This is a genomic window from Vibrio sp. A8-1, assembly GCF_013048685.1.
GTDB classification, from domain to species: Bacteria; Pseudomonadota; Gammaproteobacteria; order Enterobacterales; family Vibrionaceae; genus Vibrio; species Vibrio metschnikovii.
Window position 1 is genome coordinate 1 of the sequence record NZ_VHTC01000022.1, and the last position, 22,600, is coordinate 22,600.

The 22,600-nt window shown below is 44.1% G+C and carries 17 protein-coding genes, 5 tRNA genes and 1 rRNA gene; 19 read left to right on the forward strand and 4 right to left on the reverse strand.

The annotated features are described in order from the left end of the window. Both rrf and FKN93_RS12185 read left to right on the forward strand, forming a co-directional pair. Positions 1-94 (forward strand): 5S ribosomal RNA (gene rrf, locus FKN93_RS12180); the annotation flags it as partial. Positions 95-179: 85 nt separating this feature from the next. Then, positions 180-256, forward strand: a tRNA-Asp gene (locus FKN93_RS12185). A 227-nt stretch (positions 257-483) separates the two neighbouring features. Here the strand turns inward: FKN93_RS12185 and pssA are convergent. Further along, on the reverse strand, positions 484-1,824 hold the full coding sequence (pssA, locus tag FKN93_RS12190) for a CDP-diacylglycerol--serine O-phosphatidyltransferase (protein ID WP_170905192.1): 1,341 nt from the start codon (positions 1,822-1,824) through the stop codon (positions 484-486). A gap of 89 nt (positions 1,825-1,913) precedes the next feature. Then, the gene (locus tag FKN93_RS12195; RefSeq protein ID WP_170905193.1) at positions 1,914-2,357 is read right to left on the reverse strand and encodes a GNAT family N-acetyltransferase; all 444 of its coding nucleotides are present in this window, start codon (positions 2,355-2,357) and stop codon (positions 1,914-1,916) included. 59 nt (positions 2,358-2,416) lie between these two features. Here FKN93_RS12195 and murB point away from each other — a divergent pair, with 59 nt between their 5' ends. Further along, positions 2,417-3,457, forward strand: coding sequence for a UDP-N-acetylmuramate dehydrogenase (murB, locus tag FKN93_RS12200; RefSeq protein WP_170905194.1), 1,041 nt, complete (start codon positions 2,417-2,419; stop codon positions 3,455-3,457). Next, positions 3,457-4,425, forward strand: coding sequence for a bifunctional biotin--[acetyl-CoA-carboxylase] ligase/biotin operon repressor BirA (gene birA / locus FKN93_RS12205; protein WP_004397653.1), 969 nt, complete (start codon positions 3,457-3,459; stop codon positions 4,423-4,425). Before murB ends, birA begins: the two co-directional genes overlap by 1 nt. Positions 4,426-4,575: 150 nt before the next feature. On the opposite strand, the gene coaA is transcribed toward birA, so the two are convergent. After that, a complete protein-coding gene (gene coaA, locus FKN93_RS12210) occupies positions 4,576-5,499 on the reverse strand; it encodes a type I pantothenate kinase (protein ID WP_040905856.1) in 924 nt (307 codons plus the stop codon). 205 nt (positions 5,500-5,704) lie between these two features. On the opposite strand from coaA, the gene FKN93_RS12215 reads away from it, so the two are divergent. The 13 genes from FKN93_RS12215 to rpoC all read left to right on the forward strand — a co-directional run bounded on the left by FKN93_RS12215 (position 5,705) and on the right by rpoC (position 19,589). Then, a tRNA-Thr gene (locus FKN93_RS12215) sits at positions 5,705-5,780 on the forward strand. 27 nt (positions 5,781-5,807) lie between these two features. Further along, positions 5,808-5,892 (forward strand) — tRNA-Tyr (locus FKN93_RS12220). Positions 5,893-5,927: 35 nt separating this feature from the next. After that, positions 5,928-6,002: transfer RNA gene (locus FKN93_RS12225), tRNA-Gly, on the forward strand. A gap of 13 nt (positions 6,003-6,015) precedes the next feature. Continuing rightward, positions 6,016-6,091 (forward strand) — tRNA-Thr (locus tag FKN93_RS12230). A 104-nt stretch (positions 6,092-6,195) separates the two neighbouring features. After that, a complete protein-coding gene (tuf, locus tag FKN93_RS12235) occupies positions 6,196-7,380 on the forward strand; it encodes an elongation factor Tu (RefSeq protein WP_170905195.1) in 1,185 nt (394 codons plus the stop codon). Between the two features lie 240 nt (positions 7,381-7,620). Then, on the forward strand, positions 7,621-8,001 hold the full coding sequence (secE, locus tag FKN93_RS12240; RefSeq protein WP_004397650.1) for a preprotein translocase subunit SecE: 381 nt from the start codon (positions 7,621-7,623) through the stop codon (positions 7,999-8,001). 12 nt (positions 8,002-8,013) lie between these two features. After that, positions 8,014-8,562, forward strand: a complete 549-nt coding sequence (gene nusG, locus FKN93_RS12245; RefSeq protein ID WP_004397649.1) for a transcription termination/antitermination protein NusG — start codon at positions 8,014-8,016, stop codon at positions 8,560-8,562. A gap of 130 nt (positions 8,563-8,692) precedes the next feature. Then, positions 8,693-9,121, forward strand: coding sequence for a 50S ribosomal protein L11 (rplK, locus tag FKN93_RS12250; protein ID WP_004397648.1), 429 nt, complete (start codon positions 8,693-8,695; stop codon positions 9,119-9,121). Positions 9,122-9,125: 4 nt separating this feature from the next. Further along, positions 9,126-9,827 (forward strand): 50S ribosomal protein L1, encoded by a 702-nt coding sequence (gene rplA / locus FKN93_RS12255; RefSeq protein ID WP_004397647.1) that lies wholly within the window; start codon positions 9,126-9,128, stop codon positions 9,825-9,827. Positions 9,828-10,098: 271 nt separating this feature from the next. Then, positions 10,099-10,593 (forward strand): 50S ribosomal protein L10, encoded by a 495-nt coding sequence (gene rplJ / locus FKN93_RS12260; protein ID WP_072671278.1) that lies wholly within the window; start codon positions 10,099-10,101, stop codon positions 10,591-10,593. Between the two features lie 59 nt (positions 10,594-10,652). Beyond that, complete coding sequence (gene rplL, locus FKN93_RS12265) at positions 10,653-11,018, forward strand: 50S ribosomal protein L7/L12 (protein WP_004397645.1); 366 nt, start codon at positions 10,653-10,655, stop codon at positions 11,016-11,018. A gap of 240 nt (positions 11,019-11,258) precedes the next feature. Beyond that, positions 11,259-15,287 carry a DNA-directed RNA polymerase subunit beta gene (gene rpoB / locus FKN93_RS12270; protein WP_115152679.1) on the forward strand — a complete coding sequence of 1,343 codons (4,029 nt, stop codon included), beginning with the start codon at positions 11,259-11,261 and terminating at the stop codon, positions 15,285-15,287. 99 nt (positions 15,288-15,386) lie between these two features. Further along, a complete protein-coding gene (gene rpoC / locus FKN93_RS12275) occupies positions 15,387-19,589 on the forward strand; it encodes a DNA-directed RNA polymerase subunit beta' (protein WP_004397644.1) in 4,203 nt (1,400 codons plus the stop codon). 116 nt (positions 19,590-19,705) lie between these two features. Here rpoC and rsd read toward each other — a convergent pair whose 3' ends face one another. Further along, the gene (rsd, locus tag FKN93_RS12280; protein WP_170905196.1) at positions 19,706-20,194 is read right to left on the reverse strand and encodes a sigma D regulator; all 489 of its coding nucleotides are present in this window, start codon (positions 20,192-20,194) and stop codon (positions 19,706-19,708) included. A gap of 182 nt (positions 20,195-20,376) precedes the next feature. Between rsd and nudC the strand changes: the two genes are divergently transcribed. Both nudC and hemE read left to right on the forward strand, forming a co-directional pair. Continuing rightward, a complete protein-coding gene (gene nudC, locus FKN93_RS12285; protein ID WP_170905197.1) occupies positions 20,377-21,177 on the forward strand; it encodes an NAD(+) diphosphatase in 801 nt (266 codons plus the stop codon). 262 nt (positions 21,178-21,439) lie between these two features. Beyond that, positions 21,440-22,504, forward strand: coding sequence for a uroporphyrinogen decarboxylase (hemE, locus tag FKN93_RS12290; RefSeq protein ID WP_154169359.1), 1,065 nt, complete (start codon positions 21,440-21,442; stop codon positions 22,502-22,504). The last annotated feature ends 96 nt before the right edge of the window (positions 22,505-22,600 follow it).

Below are 22,600 nucleotides of genomic sequence, written 5' to 3' on the forward strand. Positions count from 1 at the left end.
ACCCACCTGATCCCATGCCGAACTCAGAAGTGAAACGAAACAGCGTCGATGGTAGTGTGGGGTCTCCCCATGTGAGAGTAGAACATCGCCAGGCTTTAATACTTGTGTTTAGACCTAAGGTCTGAAGGCAGAAACTCAATAAAGCATCAATCAGACTTTATCGAGTAACAAGACAATGTGGAGCGGTAGTTCAGTTGGTTAGAATACCGGCCTGTCACGCCGGGGGTCGCGGGTTCGAGTCCCGTCCGCTCCGCCACTGATAAAGGATCCCTAGCAGCAATGCTGGGGATTTTTTGTATCGGGTAAATTTATAAAAAGTTTTGGTCTGTGTGAAGAGAGTAGAATGGATCCATTGGATCTTTTCTTTGGCTATCTGTTGGAGTACAGAATACCGAGATTGCTGTATGAGGATTGTGTTAAAATGATTCATCAGTAATAAAAAACCGATAGTGAATCACTATCGGCTTCTTTCTGCTATTTTCTTTAAAGAATTTGCTTTAATACTCGGTCAGCTTTAACACGCGTAATTCTTTTCATTAGTCGTTGTACGACATCAGGATAACTATCGAGCTTCTCAATTTGTTTGTAGGTACAGACTAATTGCGTATGCTGTAAAATGTTATCCATCTCTTTACTAAATTTATCAACGAGATGTCCGTGTTTATCTTGGATAAGTAACGCGTTCTCTAAATCGAGTTTCCATGCTCTTGGGTTAAGATTATTGCCAGTGATCAGCATATAACGTTTATCTATCCAGATACCTTTTAGGTGGAAACTGTTGTCACCATCTTTCCATAAGTGAATCGACAGTTTTCGACTAGCGATATTGGCTTCATTAATCTTTGCAAAGCGACGTAGATTGAGTTCATAGAGATAAGGCAAACCGCCAATGGTTTTGAAATCTTGTGAAGGCGCTATATAAAAATCATTCGCAGTTTTGTCTCCGACAATAATATGAACGGTGACTCCTCGTTTAATCGCTTTTTTTACTTCTTTTGCCACGGAAGGCGGAAAATTAAAATAGGGTGTACAGATATAGATTTCTTGTTCAGCCTGAGCAAGTAGGTCAATCACAGTCTGGTTTAGATGATTTCGACGCTTACCAATACCAACAAGTGGAGTCACACCGACTTGATCGGCATTAATCGCTTGTGCCGAAAAGTCGTAGCTCGCTTCCGTAAGCATAGCGCGGAACTGACGAATATCGGTTTTGATCTCTTTTGTTTTTGGTCTATCAGCACAAGACAGCTCATTAACGGCTGGATGAGCCAATAATGTGTCTTGAATGAAGTTAACCATCGTATCAGCGAGAGATGGGTTATCTAAGGTATGGTAGCGATCGAATCGGTAACGTTCTTGATAGTGAAGATAAACGTTATTAATACTAGCACCACTATAGATTACTTGATCATCAATGATAAAGCCTTTGAGGTGTAACACGCCAAACACTTCTCTTCCGCGAACCGGAATGCCATGTACAGGGATAGCATGGGGGTAACGCTGTTTAAAGTCACAATACAGCGTTGCATTCCCTGCAGAGGCCTCAGCACCGATTAACCCGCGCTGAGCTCGATGCCAATCGACACAAATGTGAATGTCTAATCCTGGATTACGCTGTTTAGCGTTATAAAGTTCTGTGAGTATTTCCCGTCCGGCATCGTCGTTTTCTAGGTATAAGGCCACGATATAGATGCGTTTACTGGCTAGACGAATAGACTCAATAAGATGAGTACGAAACTCTTGAGCTGACAGCAATACATCAAACTTATTAGGATCTTGCGCAATAGTGGGCAGTTGTTCGACTGTATTTCTACGAGCAATCATAGTGATGCTTTACCTTACGTATGTGCAAAATTGCGAGCAGGGTATATTACCAAAATAACGTGAATGATAGCTATAAAAGAGCTCTATTCTTAACATAAGAAGTCATCTTTATACATCATCGGAATAAGAGATTTACCACTTGCTTGGTAGCGCGTAAGCAGGGTTCGCAATTCTGCAGGAAGCTGGTCTGGACGCTGAGTATAAAAATTACCAAGTGTATAAAAGGATGTCAGATGCGGATAAGCAAAACAATAGTCATTGTGTTTCAGTATGTTTTTTTTGCAGTAGATCAATAATGCTTGGCCAATCCCTTTTGAACGTTCCTCACTCACCACGGCCATTCCGGTCAATAATCGATAATCAGCAATTGAGCGAAAACGAACAACGGCTTTGATATGGTGGTTTTCATAAGCCGCGATGATCAGCTCATCACTTTTCGGTTTAGCTGATGGATAGTGCTGTTTATAAAAACGTTTAATCAGTGGTAGTTTTAGCGTCTCTACGTGCTCAAAGTGAAGAATTGGTATTTGCATCTGTCTTATCAAAGTATCTGTTGTAGAATAGCATGAGTTTTATTTAGGCAAAGAGTCTCATGCAACTACACCATAATGCAAATCTTAAGTCTTATCATACTTTCGGTCTTGATCAGACTTGCCAATATTTAGCGGTAATTGAATCTGTCGATGATCTGATTGTACTGCATCAATCTGATGAGTGGGCTGAGCGGCCGAAATTGATGTTAGGCAAGGGAAGCAATGTATTATTTACCGAGCCTTATCAAGGCTTGGTGATGGTCAATCGCCTGTTAGGTATTGAGCATAGACAAGATGCTGACTTTCACTACTTACATGTTGCCGGCGGAGAAGATTGGCCAAGTTTAGTCGAATGGTCTATTCAGCAAGGTTTACCAGGATTAGAAAACTTAGCCTTGATCCCGGGCTGTGCTGGTTCTGCACCTATTCAAAATATTGGTGCTTATGGCATAGAATTTAAGGCGGTTTGTCATTATGTCGATTACTTGTGCTTAGAGAGTTTCACTATTAAAAGATTAAGCGTTTCTGACTGTCAATTCGGTTATCGTGACTCTATTTTCAAACAAGATTTATGTGGTAAAGCGCTTGTAGTCGCAGTAGGACTGCGCCTAAGTAAGGATTGGAAACCTCTTTTGTCTTACGGACCATTGCAAGCTTTGCCATCGACTTGTACGGCGGAGGATATCTATTACACCGTTTGTCAGGTGAGAAAAGATAAACTGCCAGATCCAGTAGTATTCGGTAATGCGGGCAGTTTTTTTAAAAACCCAGTGGTTGATCAAGCCGTGTTTGAAACTTTAAAAAAGCAGTGTCCAAATCTGGTCGCTTATCCTACAGAGCAAGGTGTTAAATTAGCGGCAGGTTGGCTAATTGAACAAGCAGGATTAAAGGGATATACGTTCGGTGGAGCACAAGTGCACCCCAAACAAGCCTTAGTCATCATCAATAAGAACAATGCAACGGCACGAGATATTATTGGTTTAGCAAAGCAAATTTGTAAGACGGTATACGATAAGTTTAAAGTCCCTCTTGAGCATGAAGTGCGCTTTATTGGTTCAGTCTCAGAAACTCACTTATCAGCGTTAATAGAGACGAAATAATGAAAGATCACAGTGTTAAGTTACGCTTATTAAAGATGCTCTCTGATGGACATTTTCACTCTGGTGAGGCACTGGGAGAATTGCTTGGCATGTCGCGAGCAGCCATCAGTAAACATATTCAAGGTATTCAACAATGGGGAATGGATATTCATCGGGTGCAAGGCAAAGGTTATCAGCTTGCTCGACCGCTGATGATGTTGGATGAGCATCGTATTCGTTCTCAAGTAACTAACCCTGTTGAATTGCATCCTATTATTGATTCAACCAATCAATATTTATTAGATAATTCGCACATGATCTCCTCTGGAACGGTTTGTATCGCTGAATATCAAAATAAGGGTCGTGGTCGCCGGGGGCGGCATTGGGTCTCGCCTTTTGGTTCTAACCTTTATTTCTCCATGTACTGGCGTTTAGATGCGGGTATGGCTGCCGCGATGGGCTTAAGCCTCGTCATTGGAGTTGCGATAGTAGAAGCACTTGAGGAAATGGGCCTTAATGGGATTAAATTGAAATGGCCGAATGATCTTTATTATCAAGACCGTAAATTAGCAGGAATTCTGGTTGAAATGTCGGGGCAAGCGGGCGGAGCGGCTCACTTAGTGATCGGTATCGGTATGAACCTGATTATGCAAGATGAAAATATAGCTATTGATCAGCCTTGGACCAGTTTGTCACAAGTGCTTGGTCAAGAGGATATCGATCGCAACCAATTGGTGATTAAACTTATACAAGCTCTAAATCGATCACTGGAGAACTATGAACAGCACGGCATGCAAGAGTTTGTTGAGCGTTGGAATCGGTTGGATAACTTTTTAGGTCGTCGAGTTCACCTCATCATTGGACCGAATAAAATTACTGGAATTGAGCGAGGTATTGATCAGAGTGGTGGTGTTTTACTTGAAACGCCTGAAGGAATAAAAAGTTATCTTGGTGGTGAAATTTCTTTACGCAAAGGTGATGACGAATAAGTTATTGCCTTTGAACGACCGATTAATGATGAAAAGCTTCTGCCATAATAACTTGACATTAGAGTAGAAAATGACTTTTTAAAGTTGTGCTGTTTAAGCTTCACTAGATCAAGTCATTTTCAATTCAACCAGAGTATCGCATTGTCTGATTTACTTGCGTAACAGTACTTCTTCAACACTATGGCAAAGCCCTTTCCTTAAAATTAATTGAGCTCGCTCTTTGGTGGGTAAAATGTTTTCTTGGAGATTTTTACCATTGATTGAGTTCCATATATGTTGCGCTTTGGCTTTCGCTTCTTGCTCAGTCAACTGTGTATAGTGATTGAAGTATGATTCTGGCTTTTTAAAGGCCCCATGACGAAACTTCATAAAGCGATCGATATACCATTTTTCAATTAATTCAGCATCGGCATCAACATAGATAGAAAAATCTAAAAAATCAGAGATGAAGACCCGATGTGGATCATGAGGGTAATCCATGCCACTTTGTAATACATTTAACCCTTCAATAATTAAAACGTCTGGCCGATCGACAATTTTCTGTTGAGAAGTGATATCGTAGGTTAAATGCGAGTAAATGGGCGCAGTAACATGAGGTTGTCCTGCTTTTACATCAGAGACAAACTGCACCAAGCGTCGAATATCGTATGATTCTGGAAAGCCTTTTTTATGCATGATATTCCGTTCATGCAAGATTCTATTAGGGTACAGAAAACCATCAGTAGTGATTAACTCAACTTTAGGATGATTATCCCAACGAGAGAGCAAAGCTCTCAATAAGCGTGCTGTCGTACTTTTACCTACCGCTACACTACCTGCAATACCGATAATAAATGGCGGAGCTTTCTCTGCATGACCTAAAAATTGGTTGAGAACGGTATTACGACTTTGTCTGGCCGCAACATACAAATTTAATAACCTTGCCAAAGGAAGATAAATTTCTACCGCTTCTTTCATCGTTAGGCTTTCATTAATACCTTGTAATTCTTGCAGATCATGTTCTGACAGAGTCATAGTGACTGAGTTACGTAACTCAGCCCATTGGTGACGAGCAAAAGACAAATATGGGCTCATAAAAGGTTCAGTTGTAGTATTAGAAGAAGCAGGCAACATACAATATGCTACTGAGATTGCAAATCAGAAACGCACGAGAATTGGCGATTAAGCAAAAAAATGAATAAAAAAACAGCGAATAAGCTCAGGCCGAATAAAAAATGCTTTTTTTTGCCGATTAGACTTGCAAGCGCTGAGATCATTCAATAGAATGCGCCCCACTTATGCCGACTTAGCTCAGTAGGTAGAGCAACTGACTTGTAATCAGTAGGTCACCAGTTCGATTCCGGTAGTCGGCACCATCTTCTTTAATCGGAAGATAAAAATTTGGAGGGGTTCCCGAGTGGCCAAAGGGAGCAGACTGTAAATCTGCCGGCTCCGCCTTCGATGGTTCGAATCCGTCCCCCTCCACCATATTGTAAAGGAAATAGCTCACAGAGTTACGTGTTGCGGGCATCGTATAATGGCTATTACCTCAGCCTTCCAAGCTGATGATGCGGGTTCGATTCCCGCTGCCCGCTCCACTCATTTTAGAGTGCTGATATAGCTCAGGTGGTAGAGCGCATCCTTGGTAAGGATGAGGTCGGCAGTTCGAGTCTGCCTATCAGCACCAGCTCTAAGCAAAGATTTCCTTTTACTATATAATTATTACCGAACTTTTTTTGGTTGCGTGGTCATAAACAAAGCCACATACATCCGTACCTAGAGGGACAACTCATGTCTAAAGCAAAATTTGAACGTACGAAACCGCACGTAAACGTTGGTACTATCGGCCACGTTGACCACGGTAAAACCACTCTAACAGCAGCTATCTGTACTGTACTTGCAAAAGTATACGGCGGTGAAGCGAAAGACTTCGCGTCAATCGACAATGCTCCAGAAGAGCGTGAGCGCGGTATTACTATTTCTACTTCACACGTAGAATACCAAACTCCATCACGTCACTACGCACACGTAGACTGCCCAGGACACGCTGACTATGTTAAAAACATGATCACAGGTGCTGCGCAAATAGACGGTGGTATCCTAGTTGTTGCTGCGACAGATGGCCCAATGCCACAAACTCGTGAGCACATCCTACTAGGCCGTCAGGTTGGTATCCCTTACATCGTTGTATTCATGAACAAATGTGACATGGTAGACGATGAAGAGTTGCTAGAGCTTGTAGAGATGGAAGTTCGTGAACTTCTTTCTGAGTACGATTTCCCAGGCGACGACCTACCAGTAATTCAAGGTTCAGCACTAGGTGCATTGAACGGTGAAGAGCAGTGGGAAGCGAAGATTGTAGAACTAGCAGAAGCGCTAGATTCATACATTCCAGAGCCTGAGCGTGCAGTAGACCAAGCATTCCTAATGCCAATCGAAGACGTATTCTCAATTCAAGGTCGTGGTACCGTAGTAACAGGTCGTATCGAGCGTGGTATTCTACGTGTAGGTGACGAAGTTGCCATCGTTGGTATCAAAGATACAACGACTACTACTTGTACAGGTGTAGAGATGTTCCGTAAGCTGCTTGACGAAGGTCGTGCAGGTGAGAACGTAGGTGCACTACTACGTGGTACTAAGCGTGATGACGTAGAACGTGGTCAAGTACTAGCGAAGCCTGGTTCAATCACTCCACACACGAAGTTTGAATCAGAAGTATACGTACTGTCAAAAGATGAAGGTGGCCGTCATACTCCATTCTTCAAAGGCTACCGTCCACAGTTCTACTTCCGTACAACGGACGTAACTGGTGACATTTCTCTACCAGAAGGCGTAGAGATGGTAATGCCAGGCGACAACATCAAGATGGTTGTAGAGCTAATTGCACCAATCGCGATGGACGAAGGTCTACGTTTTGCTATCCGTGAAGGTGGCCGTACAGTAGGCGCTGGTGTTGTAGCTAAAGTTATCGCTTAATCACAGTTTCTGTGAAGAATGATTTGACTATCCAGTAGCAAAAAGGGCATCATTTGATGCCCTTTTTCTACACAGTTAGTCACTTTGTTTGTTTTATCATCAAGCGCTAGCATGAAATTTAGGGGCCGAGACTATTTCTTGGTCAAAATCAGTATATCAGCCGTGTAGCTGATGAAATGGATTTGCCCTGCAACAGCGGGGCTGTTGTCGTCTATAGTAAGACTTGTGACAGGTTGGTTTATGAAAGCTAATAATGCTGAAACTCCTGATAGCTCAAATGCGCTAGATACGTTGAAGTGGGTCATTACCTTCGTATTGTTGGCCGCTGCTGTTGTAGGTAATTACCTGTATGGTGAGTGGTCTGTAGTCGCACGTGCTGCAGGTGTCATTGTGTTAATTGCCGGCGCTCTTGGCGTTGCGGCAACCACAGTAAAAGGTCAAGCTGCGATTGTTTTTGCACGCGAATCTCGGATGGAGGTTCGTAAAGTGGTGTGGCCTACGCGTCAAGAAACCATGCAAACAACATTAATCGTGTTAGCTGTAAGTATTGTAATGGCTTTAGCACTTTGGGGCATTGATGGAATTATGGTTCGTCTAGTGTCTTTTGTGACTGGAGTATAGAGGGTTTAATACATGAGTGAAGCTCCAAAAAAACGCTGGTATGTCGTTCAAGCCTTTTCTGGGTTTGAAGGTCGTGTCGCTCAATCACTTCGTGAGCATATAAAAATGCATGCGATGGAAGAGCACTTTGGTGAAGTGCTGGTTCCAACGGAAGAAGTGGTGGAGATGCGCGCAGGCCAACGTCGCAAGAGCGAACGTAAATTCTTCCCAGGTTACGTGCTGGTACAAATGGTTATGAATGATGAGTCATGGCATTTGGTACGTAGTGTTCCTCGTGTAATGGGCTTCATTGGTGGCACTTCGGATAGACCAGCACCAATTACTGATAAAGAAGCCGATGCGATCTTGAACCGTTTAGAAAAAGCGAGTGAAGCTCCACGTCCGAAAACGATGTTTGAGGTCGGTGAAGTGGTCCGTGTTACAGAAGGTCCATTTGCTGATTTCAATGGTACGGTAGAAGAGACCGATTACGATAAAAGTCGCCTGAAAGTGTCTGTCTCTATCTTTGGTCGTGCAACGCCAGTTGAACTCGAATTTGGTCAAGTAGAAAAACTTGACTAAAATAGCATCTATTTAAGTCTTGTGAAAAGCGTGAGATAAGATTATAATTTCGCGCCTTTTTACGGGCATTATGTAAAACTGGGGAGCTGATAAATATATTAGCGTTTGCACCCAATCATTAGGAAATATCATGGCTAAGAAAGTTGAAGCTTATATCAAGTTGCAAGTTGCAGCTGGTATGGCAAACCCAAGTCCACCAGTTGGTCCTGCTCTAGGTCAAAAAGGTGTTAACATCATGGAATTCTGTAAAGCGTTCAACGCAAAAACAGAATCAATGGAGAAAGGTCTACCAACTCCAGTTGTTATCACTGTATACAGCGACCGTTCTTTTACGTTCATCACTAAGACTCCTCCTGCAGCAGTTCTACTTAAGAAAGCGGCTGGCCTTAAGTCTGGTTCTGGTCGTCCAAACACTGAAAAAGTGGGTACGATCACTGACGCACAAATCCAAGAAATCGCAGAACTAAAAGCTGCTGATATGACTGGTGCTGATATTGAAGCGATGAAACGTTCTATTGCGGGTACTGCTCGTTCAATGGGCCTAGTGGTAGAGGGTTAAGATCATGGCAAAATTAACTAAGCGCATGCGTACAATTCGTGAAAAAGTTGACGCAACAAAAGAATACGAAATCAACGAAGCAGTTGCTCTTCTTAAAGAACTAGCGACAGCTAAATTTGTTGAATCTGTAGATGTTGCTGTGAACCTCGGTATCGATGCTCGTAAATCTGACCAAAACGTACGTGGTGCAACTGTACTACCACACGGTACTGGTCGTGACGTCCGCGTTGCAGTATTCACTCAAGGTGCTAATGCTGAAGCGGCTAAAGCTGCTGGTGCAGACCTAGTGGGTATGGAAGATCTTGCTGAGCAAGTGAAAAAAGGTGAAATGAACTTCGACGTTGTGATTGCTTCTCCAGATGCAATGCGTGTTGTTGGTCAATTGGGTACCATTCTTGGTCCTCGTGGTCTAATGCCAAACCCGAAAGTTGGAACTGTAACTCCTAACGTTGCTGAAGCAGTAAAAAATGCGAAAGCAGGCCAGGTTCGTTACCGTAATGACAAGAACGGTATTATCCACAGCACTATCGGCAAAGTGACTTTCGAAGCTAACCAACTGCAAGAGAACTTAGAAGCTCTGCTTGTTGCGCTTAAGAAAGCAAAACCATCATCAGCGAAAGGTACTTACGTGAAGAAAGTAAGCATCTCTACGACGATGGGTGCAGGTGTTGCTGTTGATCAGTTAACGCTGAACACTAAAATATAATTCCTTTGCTTAGGCGCGAAATTTATGTATAATTTTGCGCCTAATATTTGTGGTTGGGGCTGAACTTTGGTTCTTTGAACTATGACACAGTCTCCGTCCAAGACCGTAGGCGTTATCAGTTAGATAACTTAATAAAACCTACGTAGATGGTGCCCGAACTGACAGAAAGCTCTTATTTTTATAAGTTACCTTTCTTCTGGGACTGCACCTAATAATCTCTCACTGTTGTGATAATAGTGAGTGGTGTAACGACAACCAGGAGCAATCCAAGATGGCTTTAAATCTTCAAGACAAAAAAGCAATTGTTGCTGAAGTCAACGAAGCGGCCAGTGGTGCACTTTCTGCAGTTGTTGCTGACTCTCGTGGCGTTCAAGTAGGCGCGATGACTTCTCTACGTAAACAAGCGCGTGAAGCGGGTGTTTACCTGAGAGTTGTTCGTAATACTCTAGCACGTCGCGCTGTAGAAGGCACAGCTTACGAATGTCTGAAAGACGTATTCGTAGGTCCTACTTTGATCGGATTCTCTAACGAGCACCCAGGTGCTGCAGCACGTCTTTTTAAAGACTTCGCTAAAGAGAACAAAGCATTTGAGATCAAAGCAGCTGCATTTGAAGGCGTAATTACTGACGCTGAAGTACTAGCGACACTACCAACTTACGACGAAGCAATTGCACGCCTAATGATGTGCATGAAAGAAGCTTCTGCTGGCAAGCTGGCGCGTACTATCGCTGCTATCCGCGATCAAAAAGAAGCTACAGCGGCTTAATTGCCTTGCTTTTTATTGGTTGCTAAATAAACTTATTGTTGACTTAAAAGAGAATTGTTATGTCTATTACTAACGAGCAAATCCTAGACGCTATTGCAGAAATGTCTGTAATGCAAGTTGTTGAACTTATCTCTGCTATGGAAGAGAAGTTCGGTGTTTCTGCTGCAGCTGCAGTAGTTTCTGGTGGCGCTGCTGCTGCTGAAGTTGAAGAGCAAACTGAATTCGACGTAATTCTAACTGCTGCTGGCGCAAACAAAGTTGCTGTAATCAAAGCAGTACGTGGCGCAACTGGTCTTGGCCTAAAAGAAGCTAAAGCTCTAGTTGACGGCGCTCCAGCACCTCTAAAAGAAGGCATCGACAAAGCTGAAGCTGACGCTCTTAAAGCTCAGCTAGAAGAAGCTGGTGCAACTGTTGAAGTTAAGTAATTATTACTTAATTCCTTAGCCGAAAGGCTAATGGCTGGTGGTTTATTGACCACCAGCCTTTTTGCGCTGTAGGGTATGGACGAATTTTCCCGCTGTTTAAGCGTTCCATATTCTTGCAAAAAGCATCTAAATCATAACGATACGAGATGCCACTACAGTAAACAGCGATTTAGTCACTGTCCTACCCCTTTTAATAAAGGCGGACAGTTTGGGTCACTTATCAGCGAGCTGAGGAACCCCATGGTTTACTCTTATACCGAGAAAAAGCGCATCCGTAAGGACTTTGGTACTCGTCCACAAGTATTGGACATTCCATACCTGCTATCGATCCAGCTTGATTCGTTCGAAAAATTTATCGAACAGGATCCAGAAGGGCAATACGGTCTTGAAGCTGCTTTTCGTTCTGTATTTCCAATCCAGAGCTACAACGGCAATTCAGAGCTGCAATACGTTAGCTACCGTCTTGGTGAGCCAGTTTTTGACGTTAAAGAATGTCAAATCCGTGGTGTAACTTATTCTAAACCTCTACGCGTAAAATTACGCCTAGTGATCTTTGACAAAGACGCGCCAGCAGGCACGGTTAAAGATATTAAAGAACAAGAAGTCTACATGGGTGAAATTCCACTCATGACAGATAATGGTACCTTTGTCATTAATGGTACTGAGCGGGTTATCGTATCCCAGCTGCACCGAAGCCCAGGCGTGTTCTTCGACAGCGATAAGGGTAAAACCCACTCTTCTGGTAAAGTGCTTTATAACGCACGCGTGATCCCTTACCGTGGTTCATGGCTCGACTTTGAGTTCGATCCTAAAGATAACCTATACGTACGTATTGACCGTCGTCGTAAGCTGCCTGCGTCAATTATTTTGCGTGCGCTAGGTAAAACCACAGAACAAGTTCTAGACACCTTCTTTGACAAAGTGAAGTTTGAAGTCAAAGACCAAACTCTGATGATGGAGTTGGTGCCTGAACGTTTACGTGGTGAAACGGCAACGTTTGATATTGAATCTAATGGTAAGGTTTATGTCGAAAAAGGTCGTCGTGTCACTGCGCGTCATATTCGTCAGCTTGAAAAAGATGAAGTCAGTTTTATTGAAGTTCCTGTTGATTATATTGTCGGCAAGATTTCAGCCAAAGACTACATCAATGAAGCGACGGGTGAAGTGATCCTTGCCGCTAACCAAGAAGTTACTTTGGAAGTACTCGCTCATTTATCTCAAGCGGGTTACAAAAAGCTGGAAGTTCTCTTTACTAACGATCTTGATAACGGTCCGTTCATGTCTGAAACACTACGTGTTGACAGTACCTCTGACCGAATTTCGGCGTTAGTTGAAATCTACCGCATGATGCGCCCTGGCGAGCCGCCAACGAAAGAAGCGGCTGAAGCGCTATTCGAAAGTTTATTCTTCTCTCCTGAGCGTTATGACTTATCAACCGTAGGTCGTATGAAGTTCAATAGTTCTATTGAGCGTACAGACGCAGAAGAGCAAGGCACACTCGATGAAACTGATATCATCGAAGTGATGAAAAAGCTAATCGCGATTCGTAACGGTAAAGGGGAGGTTGATGATATCGACCATCTTGGTAACCGTCGTATTCGTAGTGTTGGCGAAATGGCAGAAAACCAATTCCGTGTTGGTCTAGTCCGTGTTGAACGCGCAGTAAAAGAGCGTCTAAGCTTAGGCGATCTCGATAACGTGATGCCACAAGACTTGATCAATGCCAAACCAATTTCTGCTGCAGTAAAAGAATTCTTTGGTTCTTCACAACTGTCTCAGTTTATGGATCAGAACAACCCGCTATCAGAAGTCACGCATAAGCGTCGTATTTCTGCTTTAGGTCCGGGTGGTTTGACTCGTGAACGTGCTGGTTTCGAAGTTCGTGACGTACACGTAACCCACTATGGTCGTTTATGTCCAATCGAAACACCAGAAGGTCCAAACATCGGTCTAATCAACTCTTTGTCTGCTTTTGCTCGTTGTAATGAATATGGCTTCCTTGAAACACCATACCGTCGAGTTGTCGATGGTGTTGTGACTGATGAAGTTGATTATTTATCAGCGATTGAAGAAGGCCAATTTGTTATTGCTCAGGCAAACGCCAAGCTTACTGATGATAGCCGTTTTGCTGATGAACTGATCACTGCTCGTCAGAAAGGTGAATCAGGTCTTCACCCGCGCGAACATGTTGATTACATGGACGTTGCGACTAACCAAGTGGTATCGATAGCTGCATCTTTGATTCCGTTCCTAGAACACGATGATGCGAACCGTGCTTTGATGGGTGCAAACATGCAACGTCAAGCAGTACCGACACTACGTGCTGAAAAGCCATTTGTTGGTACGGGTATTGAGCGCAATGTAGCTGTTGACTCTGGTGTAACTGTGGTTGCGAATCGGGGCGGTGTTATCCAGTCGGTTGATGCATCTCGTATCGTGGTTAAGGTTAATGAAGAAGAGTTAATTCCTGGCGAAGCTGGTATTGATATCTATAACTTAACCAAATATACCCGTTCGAACCAAAACACCTGTATTAACCAGCGTCCTTGTGTGATGCCTGGTGAACCTGTGGGGCGTGGTGATGTATTGGCAGATGGCCCATCTACTGATTTAGGTGAGCTAGCACTAGGCCAGAACATGCGTATCGCGTTCATGCCTTGGAACGGTTATAACTTCGAAGACTCAATCTTAGTTTCAGAGCGCGTTGTTCAAGATGACCGCTTTACCACCATCCACATTCAAGAACTGTCTTGTGTGGCTCGTGATACTAAGCTTGGTGCCGAAGAGATCACGGCGGATATTCCCAACGTTGGTGAAGCGGCATTATCTAAACTTGATGAGTCAGGTATCGTTTATATCGGTGCAGAAGTTAAGGGTGGCGACATCCTTGTGGGTAAAGTAACACCAAAAGGTGAAACTCAGCTCACTCCAGAAGAGAAGCTATTACGTGCTATCTTCGGTGAGAAAGCTTCTGACGTTAAAGATACCTCATTACGCGTTCCAAATTCAGTGGCTGGTACGGTTATTGACGTACAAGTTTTCACTCGCGATGGTGTAGAGAAAGACAAGCGTGCGCTTGAAATTGAGCACATGCAGCTGAAAGAAGCTAAAAAAGACCTAACTGAAGAGTTCCAGATTCTTGAAGGTGGTCTATTAGCACGTGTTCGTTCTGTACTTGTTGCTGGTGGTTACTCGGACGCGAAGCTTGATTCTATTGAGCGCAAGAAATGGTTAGAGCAAACCTTGGAAGACGAGGAGCTACAAAACCAACTTGAACAGCTTGCTGAGCAGTGGGATGAGCTAAAAGCTGACTTTGATAAGAAGTTTGAAACCAAGCGTCGTAAGATCACTCAAGGTGATGATTTAGCACCTGGCGTTCTTAAGATCGTAAAAGTTTACTTAGCGGTTAAGCGTCGCATCCAGCCGGGTGATAAGATGGCGGGTCGTCATGGTAACAAAGGTGTTATCTCGAAGATCAACCCTGTGGAAGACATGCCGTATGATGAGAATGGTCAGCCAGTCGATATCGTACTGAATCCACTAGGTGTACCATCGCGGATGAACATCGGTCAGATCTTAGAAGTTCACTTAGGTCTCGCGGCCAAAGGTATCGGCGATAAGATCAACCAGATGATCAAGGAACAACAAGAGCTAGCGAAGCTGCGTGAGTTCCTACAAAAGGTTTACGACCTCGGCGAGACTCGTCAGTCGGTTGACATCGCGGCTTTATCTGATGATGAAGTGCGTACTTTAGCCAATAACCTACGCAATGGCTTAACGGTTGCGACTCCAGTCTTTGATGGTGCGAATGAAGCGTCTATTAAAGAGATGTTGCAATTGGCCGACCTGCCGACTTCAGGACAGTTAACTCTGTTTGATGGTCGTACGGGAGATGCCTTTGAGCGTCCGGTTACGGTTGGTTATATGTACATGCTGAAATTGAACCACTTAGTGGATGATAAGATGCATGCCCGTTCAACTGGTTCTTATAGCTTGGTTACTCAGCAACCTCTGGGTGGTAAAGCACAGTTCGGTGGTCAGCGTTTTGGTGAGATGGAAGTGTGGGCACTAGAAGCCTACGGTGCCGCTTACACGTTACAAGAAATGCTTACCGTTAAGTCTGATGACGTTAACGGCCGTACGAAGATGTATAAGAACATTGTAGACGGTAACCACGCGATGGAACCTGGTATGCCTGAATCGTTCAACGTATTGTTGAAAGAGATTCGCTCGCTAGGTATCAACATCGAGCTAGAAGACGAAGAGTAAACCTTAAGGTTCCCCTTTGGGGGACTAACTGGTTTTCTGGTAGGAAGGCGCTCGCTACATTAAGCAGCGGGCCCTTTTAACTCCTTACAGGAGCTGATTGTGAAAGACTTATTAAACTTTCTAAAAGCACAGCATAAGACCGAAGAATTTGATGCAATCAAAATCGGTCTATCTTCTCCAGATATGATCCGTTCATGGTCATTTGGTGAAGTGAAAAAACCTGAGACCATCAACTATCGTACGTTCAAGCCTGAGCGTGATGGTCTTTTCTGTGCGCGTATTTTTGGTCCGGTAAAAGACTACGAGTGTCTTTGTGGCAAATATAAGCGTCTGAAACACCGTGGTGTGATTTGTGAGAAGTGTGGCGTTGAAGTAACCCAGACTAAAGTTCGTCGTGACCGTATGGGCCACATCGAGCTGGCTTCACCTGTCGCACACATTTGGTTCTTAAAATCACTACCGTCTCGTATCGGTTTGCTGATGGATATGCCATTACGTGATATCGAACGTGTTCTTTACTTCGAAATGTACGTAGTGACTGAGCCAGGCATGACTGATCTTGAAAGAGGACAAATGCTCACAGAAGAAGAGTATTTGGATCGTCTTGAAGAGTGGGGTGATGAATTTACCGCTAAGATGGGCGCAGAAGCAATTAAAGATCTTTTGTCTTCAATGGATCTACAGGTTGAAACTGAGCAAATGCGTGAAGAGTTAGAAACGACTAACTCTGAAACCAAGCGTAAGAAATTGACCAAACGTTTGAAGCTGGTTGAGGCGTTCCTCTCTTCAGGTAACAAACCTGAATGGATGATCCTGACAGTCTTGCCAGTACTGCCGCCAGATCTTCGCCCTCTCGTTCCACTAGATGGCGGACGTTTTGCTACGTCGGATCTGAATGATCTGTATCGTCGCGTGATCAACCGTAACAACCGTTTGAAGCGTCTACTTGAGCTTGCTGCACCAGATATCATCGTACGTAACGAAAAACGTATGTTACAAGAGTCGGTGGATGCACTATTAGATAACGGTCGTCGTGGTCGTGCTATTACTGGTTCTAACAAGCGTCCTCTGAAATCTCTTGCTGATATGATCAAGGGTAAACAAGGTCGTTTCCGTCAGAACCTACTGGGTAAACGTGTAGACTACTCTGGCCGTTCGGTTATTACCGTTGGTCCATACTTACGTCTACATCAGTGTGGTCTTCCTAAGAAGATGGCACTTGAACTATTTAAGCCATTTATCTATAGCAAACTTGAAACTCGTGGCCTAGCAACGACGATTAAAGCGGCTAAAAAGATGGTTGAGCGTGAAGAAGCCGTCGTTTGGGATATCTTGGATGAAGTGATCCGTGAACACCCAGTGCTACTCAACCGTGCACCAACACTGCACCGTTTGGGTATTCAAGCGTTTGAGCCCGTTCTTATTGAAGGTAAAGCGATTCAGTTGCATCCACTCGTGTGTGCGGCGTATAACGCGGACTTCGATGGTGACCAAATGGCGGTACACGTGCCTCTAACTCTAGAAGCACAGCTTGAAGCGCGTACACTGATGATGTCGACGAACAACATTCTGTCGCCAGCATCGGGCGATCCGATCATCGTTCCTTCTCAGGACGTTGTATTGGGTCTGTATTACATGACTCGTGAAAAGATCAATGCGAAAGGTGAAGGTATGTACCTTGCTGGCCCTGAAGAGGCTGAAAAGGCATATCGCACTAAGAACGCGGAACTGCATGCGCGAGTTAAAGTACGTATTACCGAAACGGTCGTTGATGAAGATGGTCACAGCACTACTAACACCCAATTGGTCGATACAACGATTGGTCGTGCCATGTTGTGGCAGATCGTACCGACAGGCTTGCCTTATAGCATCGTCAACCAAAAGTTAGGTAAAAAGCAAATTTCTAACTTGCTCAACGAGGCGTATCGTAAGCTTGGTCTGAAAGACACGGTTATTTTTGCTGACCAAATCATGTACACCGGTTTTGCTTATGCGGCATTGTCTGGCGTATCGGTAGGTATCGATGACATGGTTGTTCCTGCGGCTAAATACACGGAAATTGCTGATGCAGAAGAAGAAGTGCGCGAAATTCAAGAGCAGTTCCAATCTGGTCTAGTGACAGCCGGTGAGCGCTATAACAAAGTGATCGATATTTGGGCGTCAACCAATGATCGCGTTGCGAAAGCAATGATGGAAAACCTCTCTTCTGAGTTAGTTATTAACCGTGATGGTGAGGAAGAGCGTCAAGAGTCTTTCAACAGCATTTACATGATGGCCGACTCAGGCGCACGTGGTTCTGCGGCTCAGATTCGTCAGTTAGCGGGTATGCGTGGTCTGATGGCTCGTCCAGATGGTTCGATCATTGAAACGCCAATCACTGCGAACTTTAAAGAAGGTCTGAACGTACTCCAGTACTTTATCTCAACCCACGGTGCGCGTAAGGGTCTAGCCGATACCGCATTGAAAACGGCAAACTCAGGTTATCTGACTCGTCGTTTGGTTGACGTAGCACAGGACGTAGTGGTTACTGAACACGACTGTGGCACCCACGAAGGCGTTGATATGATGCCTCATATCGAGGGTGGTGACGTTAAAGTTGCTCTGACTGAGTTAGCGCTTGGACGTGTAGTTGCAGAAGATATTATTAAGCCTGGTACTGAAGAAGTCTTGATTCCACGTAATACCTTACTGGATGAAAAATGGTGTCAGATCATTAACGATAACTCAGTTGACCGTATCCGCGTTCGTTCGGTAGTAACCTGTGATGCTGACTTTGGTTGTTGTGCATTGTGTTATGGCCGTGACTTGGCTCGTGGTCACTTGGTTAACCAAGGTGAAGCAGTCGGCGTTATTGCTGCTCAATCTATCGGTGAGCCAGGAACACAGTTAACGATGCGTACTTTCCACATCGGTGGTGCTGCATCAACAGCCGCTGCAGAGAACAGTATTCAAGCGAAGAATAAAGGTTCTGTGAAGCTGCATAACGCTAAATTCGTAATCAACAAAGATCGTAAACTGGTGATCACTTCGCGTGCATCAGAGATGACGATTATTGATGAATTTGGTCGTACCAAAGAGAAGCACAAACTGCCTTACGGTTCGTTATTAAGCAAAGCCGATGGCGATGCTGTTGACGCCGGTGAAGTTATTGCTAACTGGGAAGCGCACACACTACCTATCATCACTGAAGTGGCTGGTCGTATCCAGTTCGTGGATATGATTGATGGAGTAACGGTTTCTCGTCAAACTGATGATCTAACGGGTCTGTCTTCAAGTGAAGTCACTGATGCCGCCGCTCGTCCAGCTGCAGGTAAAGATATGCGTCCTGCGATTAAACTGGTTGATGCGAAAGGTAAAGATGTCTTGATCCCTGGTACTGATATGCCAGCGCAATATTTCTTACCTGGTAAGGCGATTGTGAACATCGAAGATGGCGCAGAAGTAAACATCGGTGACACGTTAGCACGTATCCCACAAAAATCTGGCGGTAACCGAGATATCACCGGTGGTCTACCACGCGTAGCTGACTTGTTTGAAGCGCGTAAGCCGAAAGAGCCTGCGATTCTTGCTGAGCATACGGGTACGGTTTCATTCGGTAAAGAGACTAAAGGTAAGCGTCGTCTACTGATCACTCGTGATAGCGGTGATGTGTATGAAGAGATGATTCCTAAGCATCGTCAGCTCAACGTGTTTGAAGGTGAGCGAATTGAACGTGGTGATGTCATTGCTGATGGCCCAGAGTCACCGCATGATATTCTGCGTCTACGTGGTATCCACGCCGTGACTTCATACATTGCTAACGAAGTTCAGGAAGTTTACCGTCTACAAGGCGTTAAGATAAACGATAAGCATATTGAAACGATTGTTCGTCAGATGCTACGTAAGTGTACCATCACCCATTCAGGTGATTCGGAATTCTTACCTGGTGAGCAAATTGAGTACGCTCAAGTTAAGATTGCTAACCGTTTATTGGAAGCTGATGGTAAAGAACCGGCTCGTTTCGAACGCGAACTATTAGGTATTACCAAAGCCTCTCTGGCAACCGAATCGTTTATTTCAGCGGCGTCGTTCCAAGAAACAACGCGCGTACTGACTGAAGCAGCAGTATCGGGTAAACGTGATGATTTACGTGGTCTGAAAGAGAACGTAATCGTAGGTCGTTTGATCCCTGCCGGTACGGGTTTTGCGTATCACCAAGATCGCCAAGCGAAGCGTCTAGCTCAAAAAGAAGGTACGTCAGCGGAACAAGCGACGGATAATCTTGCTGCGCTATTGAATGCTGGTTTTTCATCGGACGAGTAATCGTATCGCATGATCAAAAAAGGCACCTTCGGGTGCCTTTTTTAACTCATTGTTCAGGTCAATTATGTTGTGCTGCTTTCAATTTACTTAGATGAAAAGCGAAAGCTCACGCTTGCTCATGCGCCTGGTGGGATAGTAAGGCTGTCTGCGATTAATTGAATCAGGTAATCTTCAGACGCAAACCGCGACTCAAGTACTTCACCAACCATCGATAAATCATTATCGAGACTATCTAAATCATCGTCATCAGCCACAGTGGCATAGTTATCCGCAAAATCTAATAAGGCATCATTCGTTTGGACGATTTTTCCATAGGTTTGGTTGATCTCATCCGTTGCTTTAAAACCAGTCGCTTGCCATTTTTGCATGACCATATCATAAATTTTAAAATGGCCTTCGGAGATATAATCAACCAGTTCTTGGCTAAAGCGGTGCAACGCTTTAGGCGCTGGTAACTCATTCAGTGAAGATTCGGGGGTTAAAGGCTGTAGTGCTGCAAGCTTGCAGTACTCAACGATCAGGTGTTGACGGTTATCCAACCAGTGATCGATAACTTCACTGGATCCGCCCCACTGCTCTTGTGTTTTCTTTAATTTATTTAGCATGACCATGCCCTCATGATCTCATCATCTTACCGATGATTTTCCTTGCACACCCATTGTAGTGTTGTACTACAACCTGTTGTCCTAACGAGAATTTATAGGTTTGAAAATCAAATGACTACAAACTCTGGTATGAATTTAGATTGCCAGTAAAATGGTTGAACTGCAAGCAATCAGGAGTGAGTATGTTAGAAGACAGTGACGCAAAAGCCGCTTATTGGTGTGTTGTTTCAGGAAGTGAGATCTGGACCATTGATGGGAGTATCCCTTTTGGTTGTGCGCAGCAATGGCGATTGCCGATTGAGTATGCGGTATTGATTGGTGAGCATAACCAAGCCCCCGTTTATTGGATAAATGCTCAAGAGATAGCTGATGAGTTACCAATGGTGAATTTGCGGACGCTATTATCGATGGATTCGGCGCTATTTTTGCTAGCCAGTAAAGCGGTTCAATATGGGCATATGAGTCAAACTCAGCGTTTTTGTTCACAATGTGGTGGGCGTAATCGGCTCAATCATCATCAGTTAGCGATGCAATGTCAGGAGTGTCGCACTTTACATTATCCTCGTATTTTTCCGTGCATTATTGTCGCGGTTCGCAAAGATGATCAGATTTTACTTGCTCAGCATCCTCGTCATCGCGGTGGGATGTATACGGTGATTGCTGGTTTTTTAGAGGTAGGAGAAACCCTTGAGCAATGTGTCGCGCGTGAAGTACAAGAAGAAACGGGGATTATTATCGACAATATTCGCTATGTGGGCAGTCAACCTTGGGCGTTTCCTTCCAGTATGATGATGGGTTTTTTAGCCGATTATGCGGAAGGTGAGTTAAACCCCGATTATTCAGAACTGACCGATGCTCAGTGGTTTAGTGAACTTCATTTACCTGAGCTTGCTCCACACGGAACGATAGCACGAGCTTTAATCGAACAAACCTTGACCGACATACGAGTCGAGAATGATAAGATCGACAGTCGTTCTTTTTAGAAAAAACACTCATAAAAAAAACCTCCGCAAGGGAGGGGGTAAGTAAGATGTCGTTATGAGATGCTAGACATTAAATGTCTAGCTATTATTATCGTTTTCGCTAGCGAATAAATTTGTAACAGTTAATGCTTTTGCACGCAATTTAAGCATTGATTTAAAAGTTAATAACTTGATCTCGGTTGCAAAGCACTCTGCGATGCTTGGTCAATCAATGTTAGAATGAGCGATTGATTACCGCTTGATAGAAAAATGGGAAAAGACCATGACTGAATTAAAAAATGACCGCTATTTGCGTGCATTACTCAAGCAACCTGTCGATTGCACGCCAGTATGGATGATGCGTCAAGCGGGACGCTATCTACCAGAATACCGAGCGACACGTGCACAAGCGGGCGATTTTATGTCGTTATGCAAAAATGCCGAGCTGGCTTCTGAAGTTACCTTGCAGCCGCTACGCCGTTTTTCACTCGATGCTGCCATTTTGTTTTCCGATATCTTAACCATTCCTGATGCCATGGGTTTAGGCTTGTATTTTGAAGCCGGTGAAGGGCCAAAGTTCGAGCGTCCCATCACTTGTAAAGCGGATGTGGATAAAATTGGTTTACCTGATCCAGAAGGCGAGCTGCAATATGTGATGAATGCTGTACGCCAAATTCGTAAAGATCTGCAAGGCGAAGTACCTTTGATTGGTTTTTCTGGCAGCCCTTGGACGTTGGCAACCTATATGGTCGAAGGCGGAAGTTCAAAAGCGTTCACCAAAATCAAAAAGATGATGTATGCCGAACCTGCTTTATTGCATCGGTTACTCGATAAATTGGCAAATAGTGTCATTGAGTATTTGAATGCACAGATTAAAGCTGGAGCGCAATCAGTGATGGTCTTCGATACTTGGGGAGGCGTATTAACGCCAAGAGATTATCAGTCGTTTTCGCTACATTACATGCATAAAATTGTTGATGGATTGATCCGTGAGCACGAAGGAAGACGAGTCCCTGTTACATTATTTACCAAAAATGGTGGTATGTGGCTTGAGTCGATTGCGGCGACGGGATGTGATGCGATTGGACTCGATTGGACCATCAATATTGCTGATGCTAAAGCACGAGTGGGTGATAAAGTTGCGCTGCAAGGCAATATGGATCCTTCCATGCTTTATGCTAGCCCTCAGCGAATTCGTCAAGAGGTAGCAAGTATTCTTGAGGGTTTTGGTACCGGTAGTGGTCATGTGTTTAACTTAGGCCATGGTATCCATTTAGACGTTCCACCAGAGAATGCTGGAGTGTTTGTCGATGCGGTTCATCAACTTTCGACCCCTTATCACCGATAAAAAGGTTCAGTATTGAGCCCGCTTTCCTTTGAATAGCGAAGAGGTGGGCCTATCTGCCTCTTTATCTTGTTTGGTATATACTGAGATAAATTCACC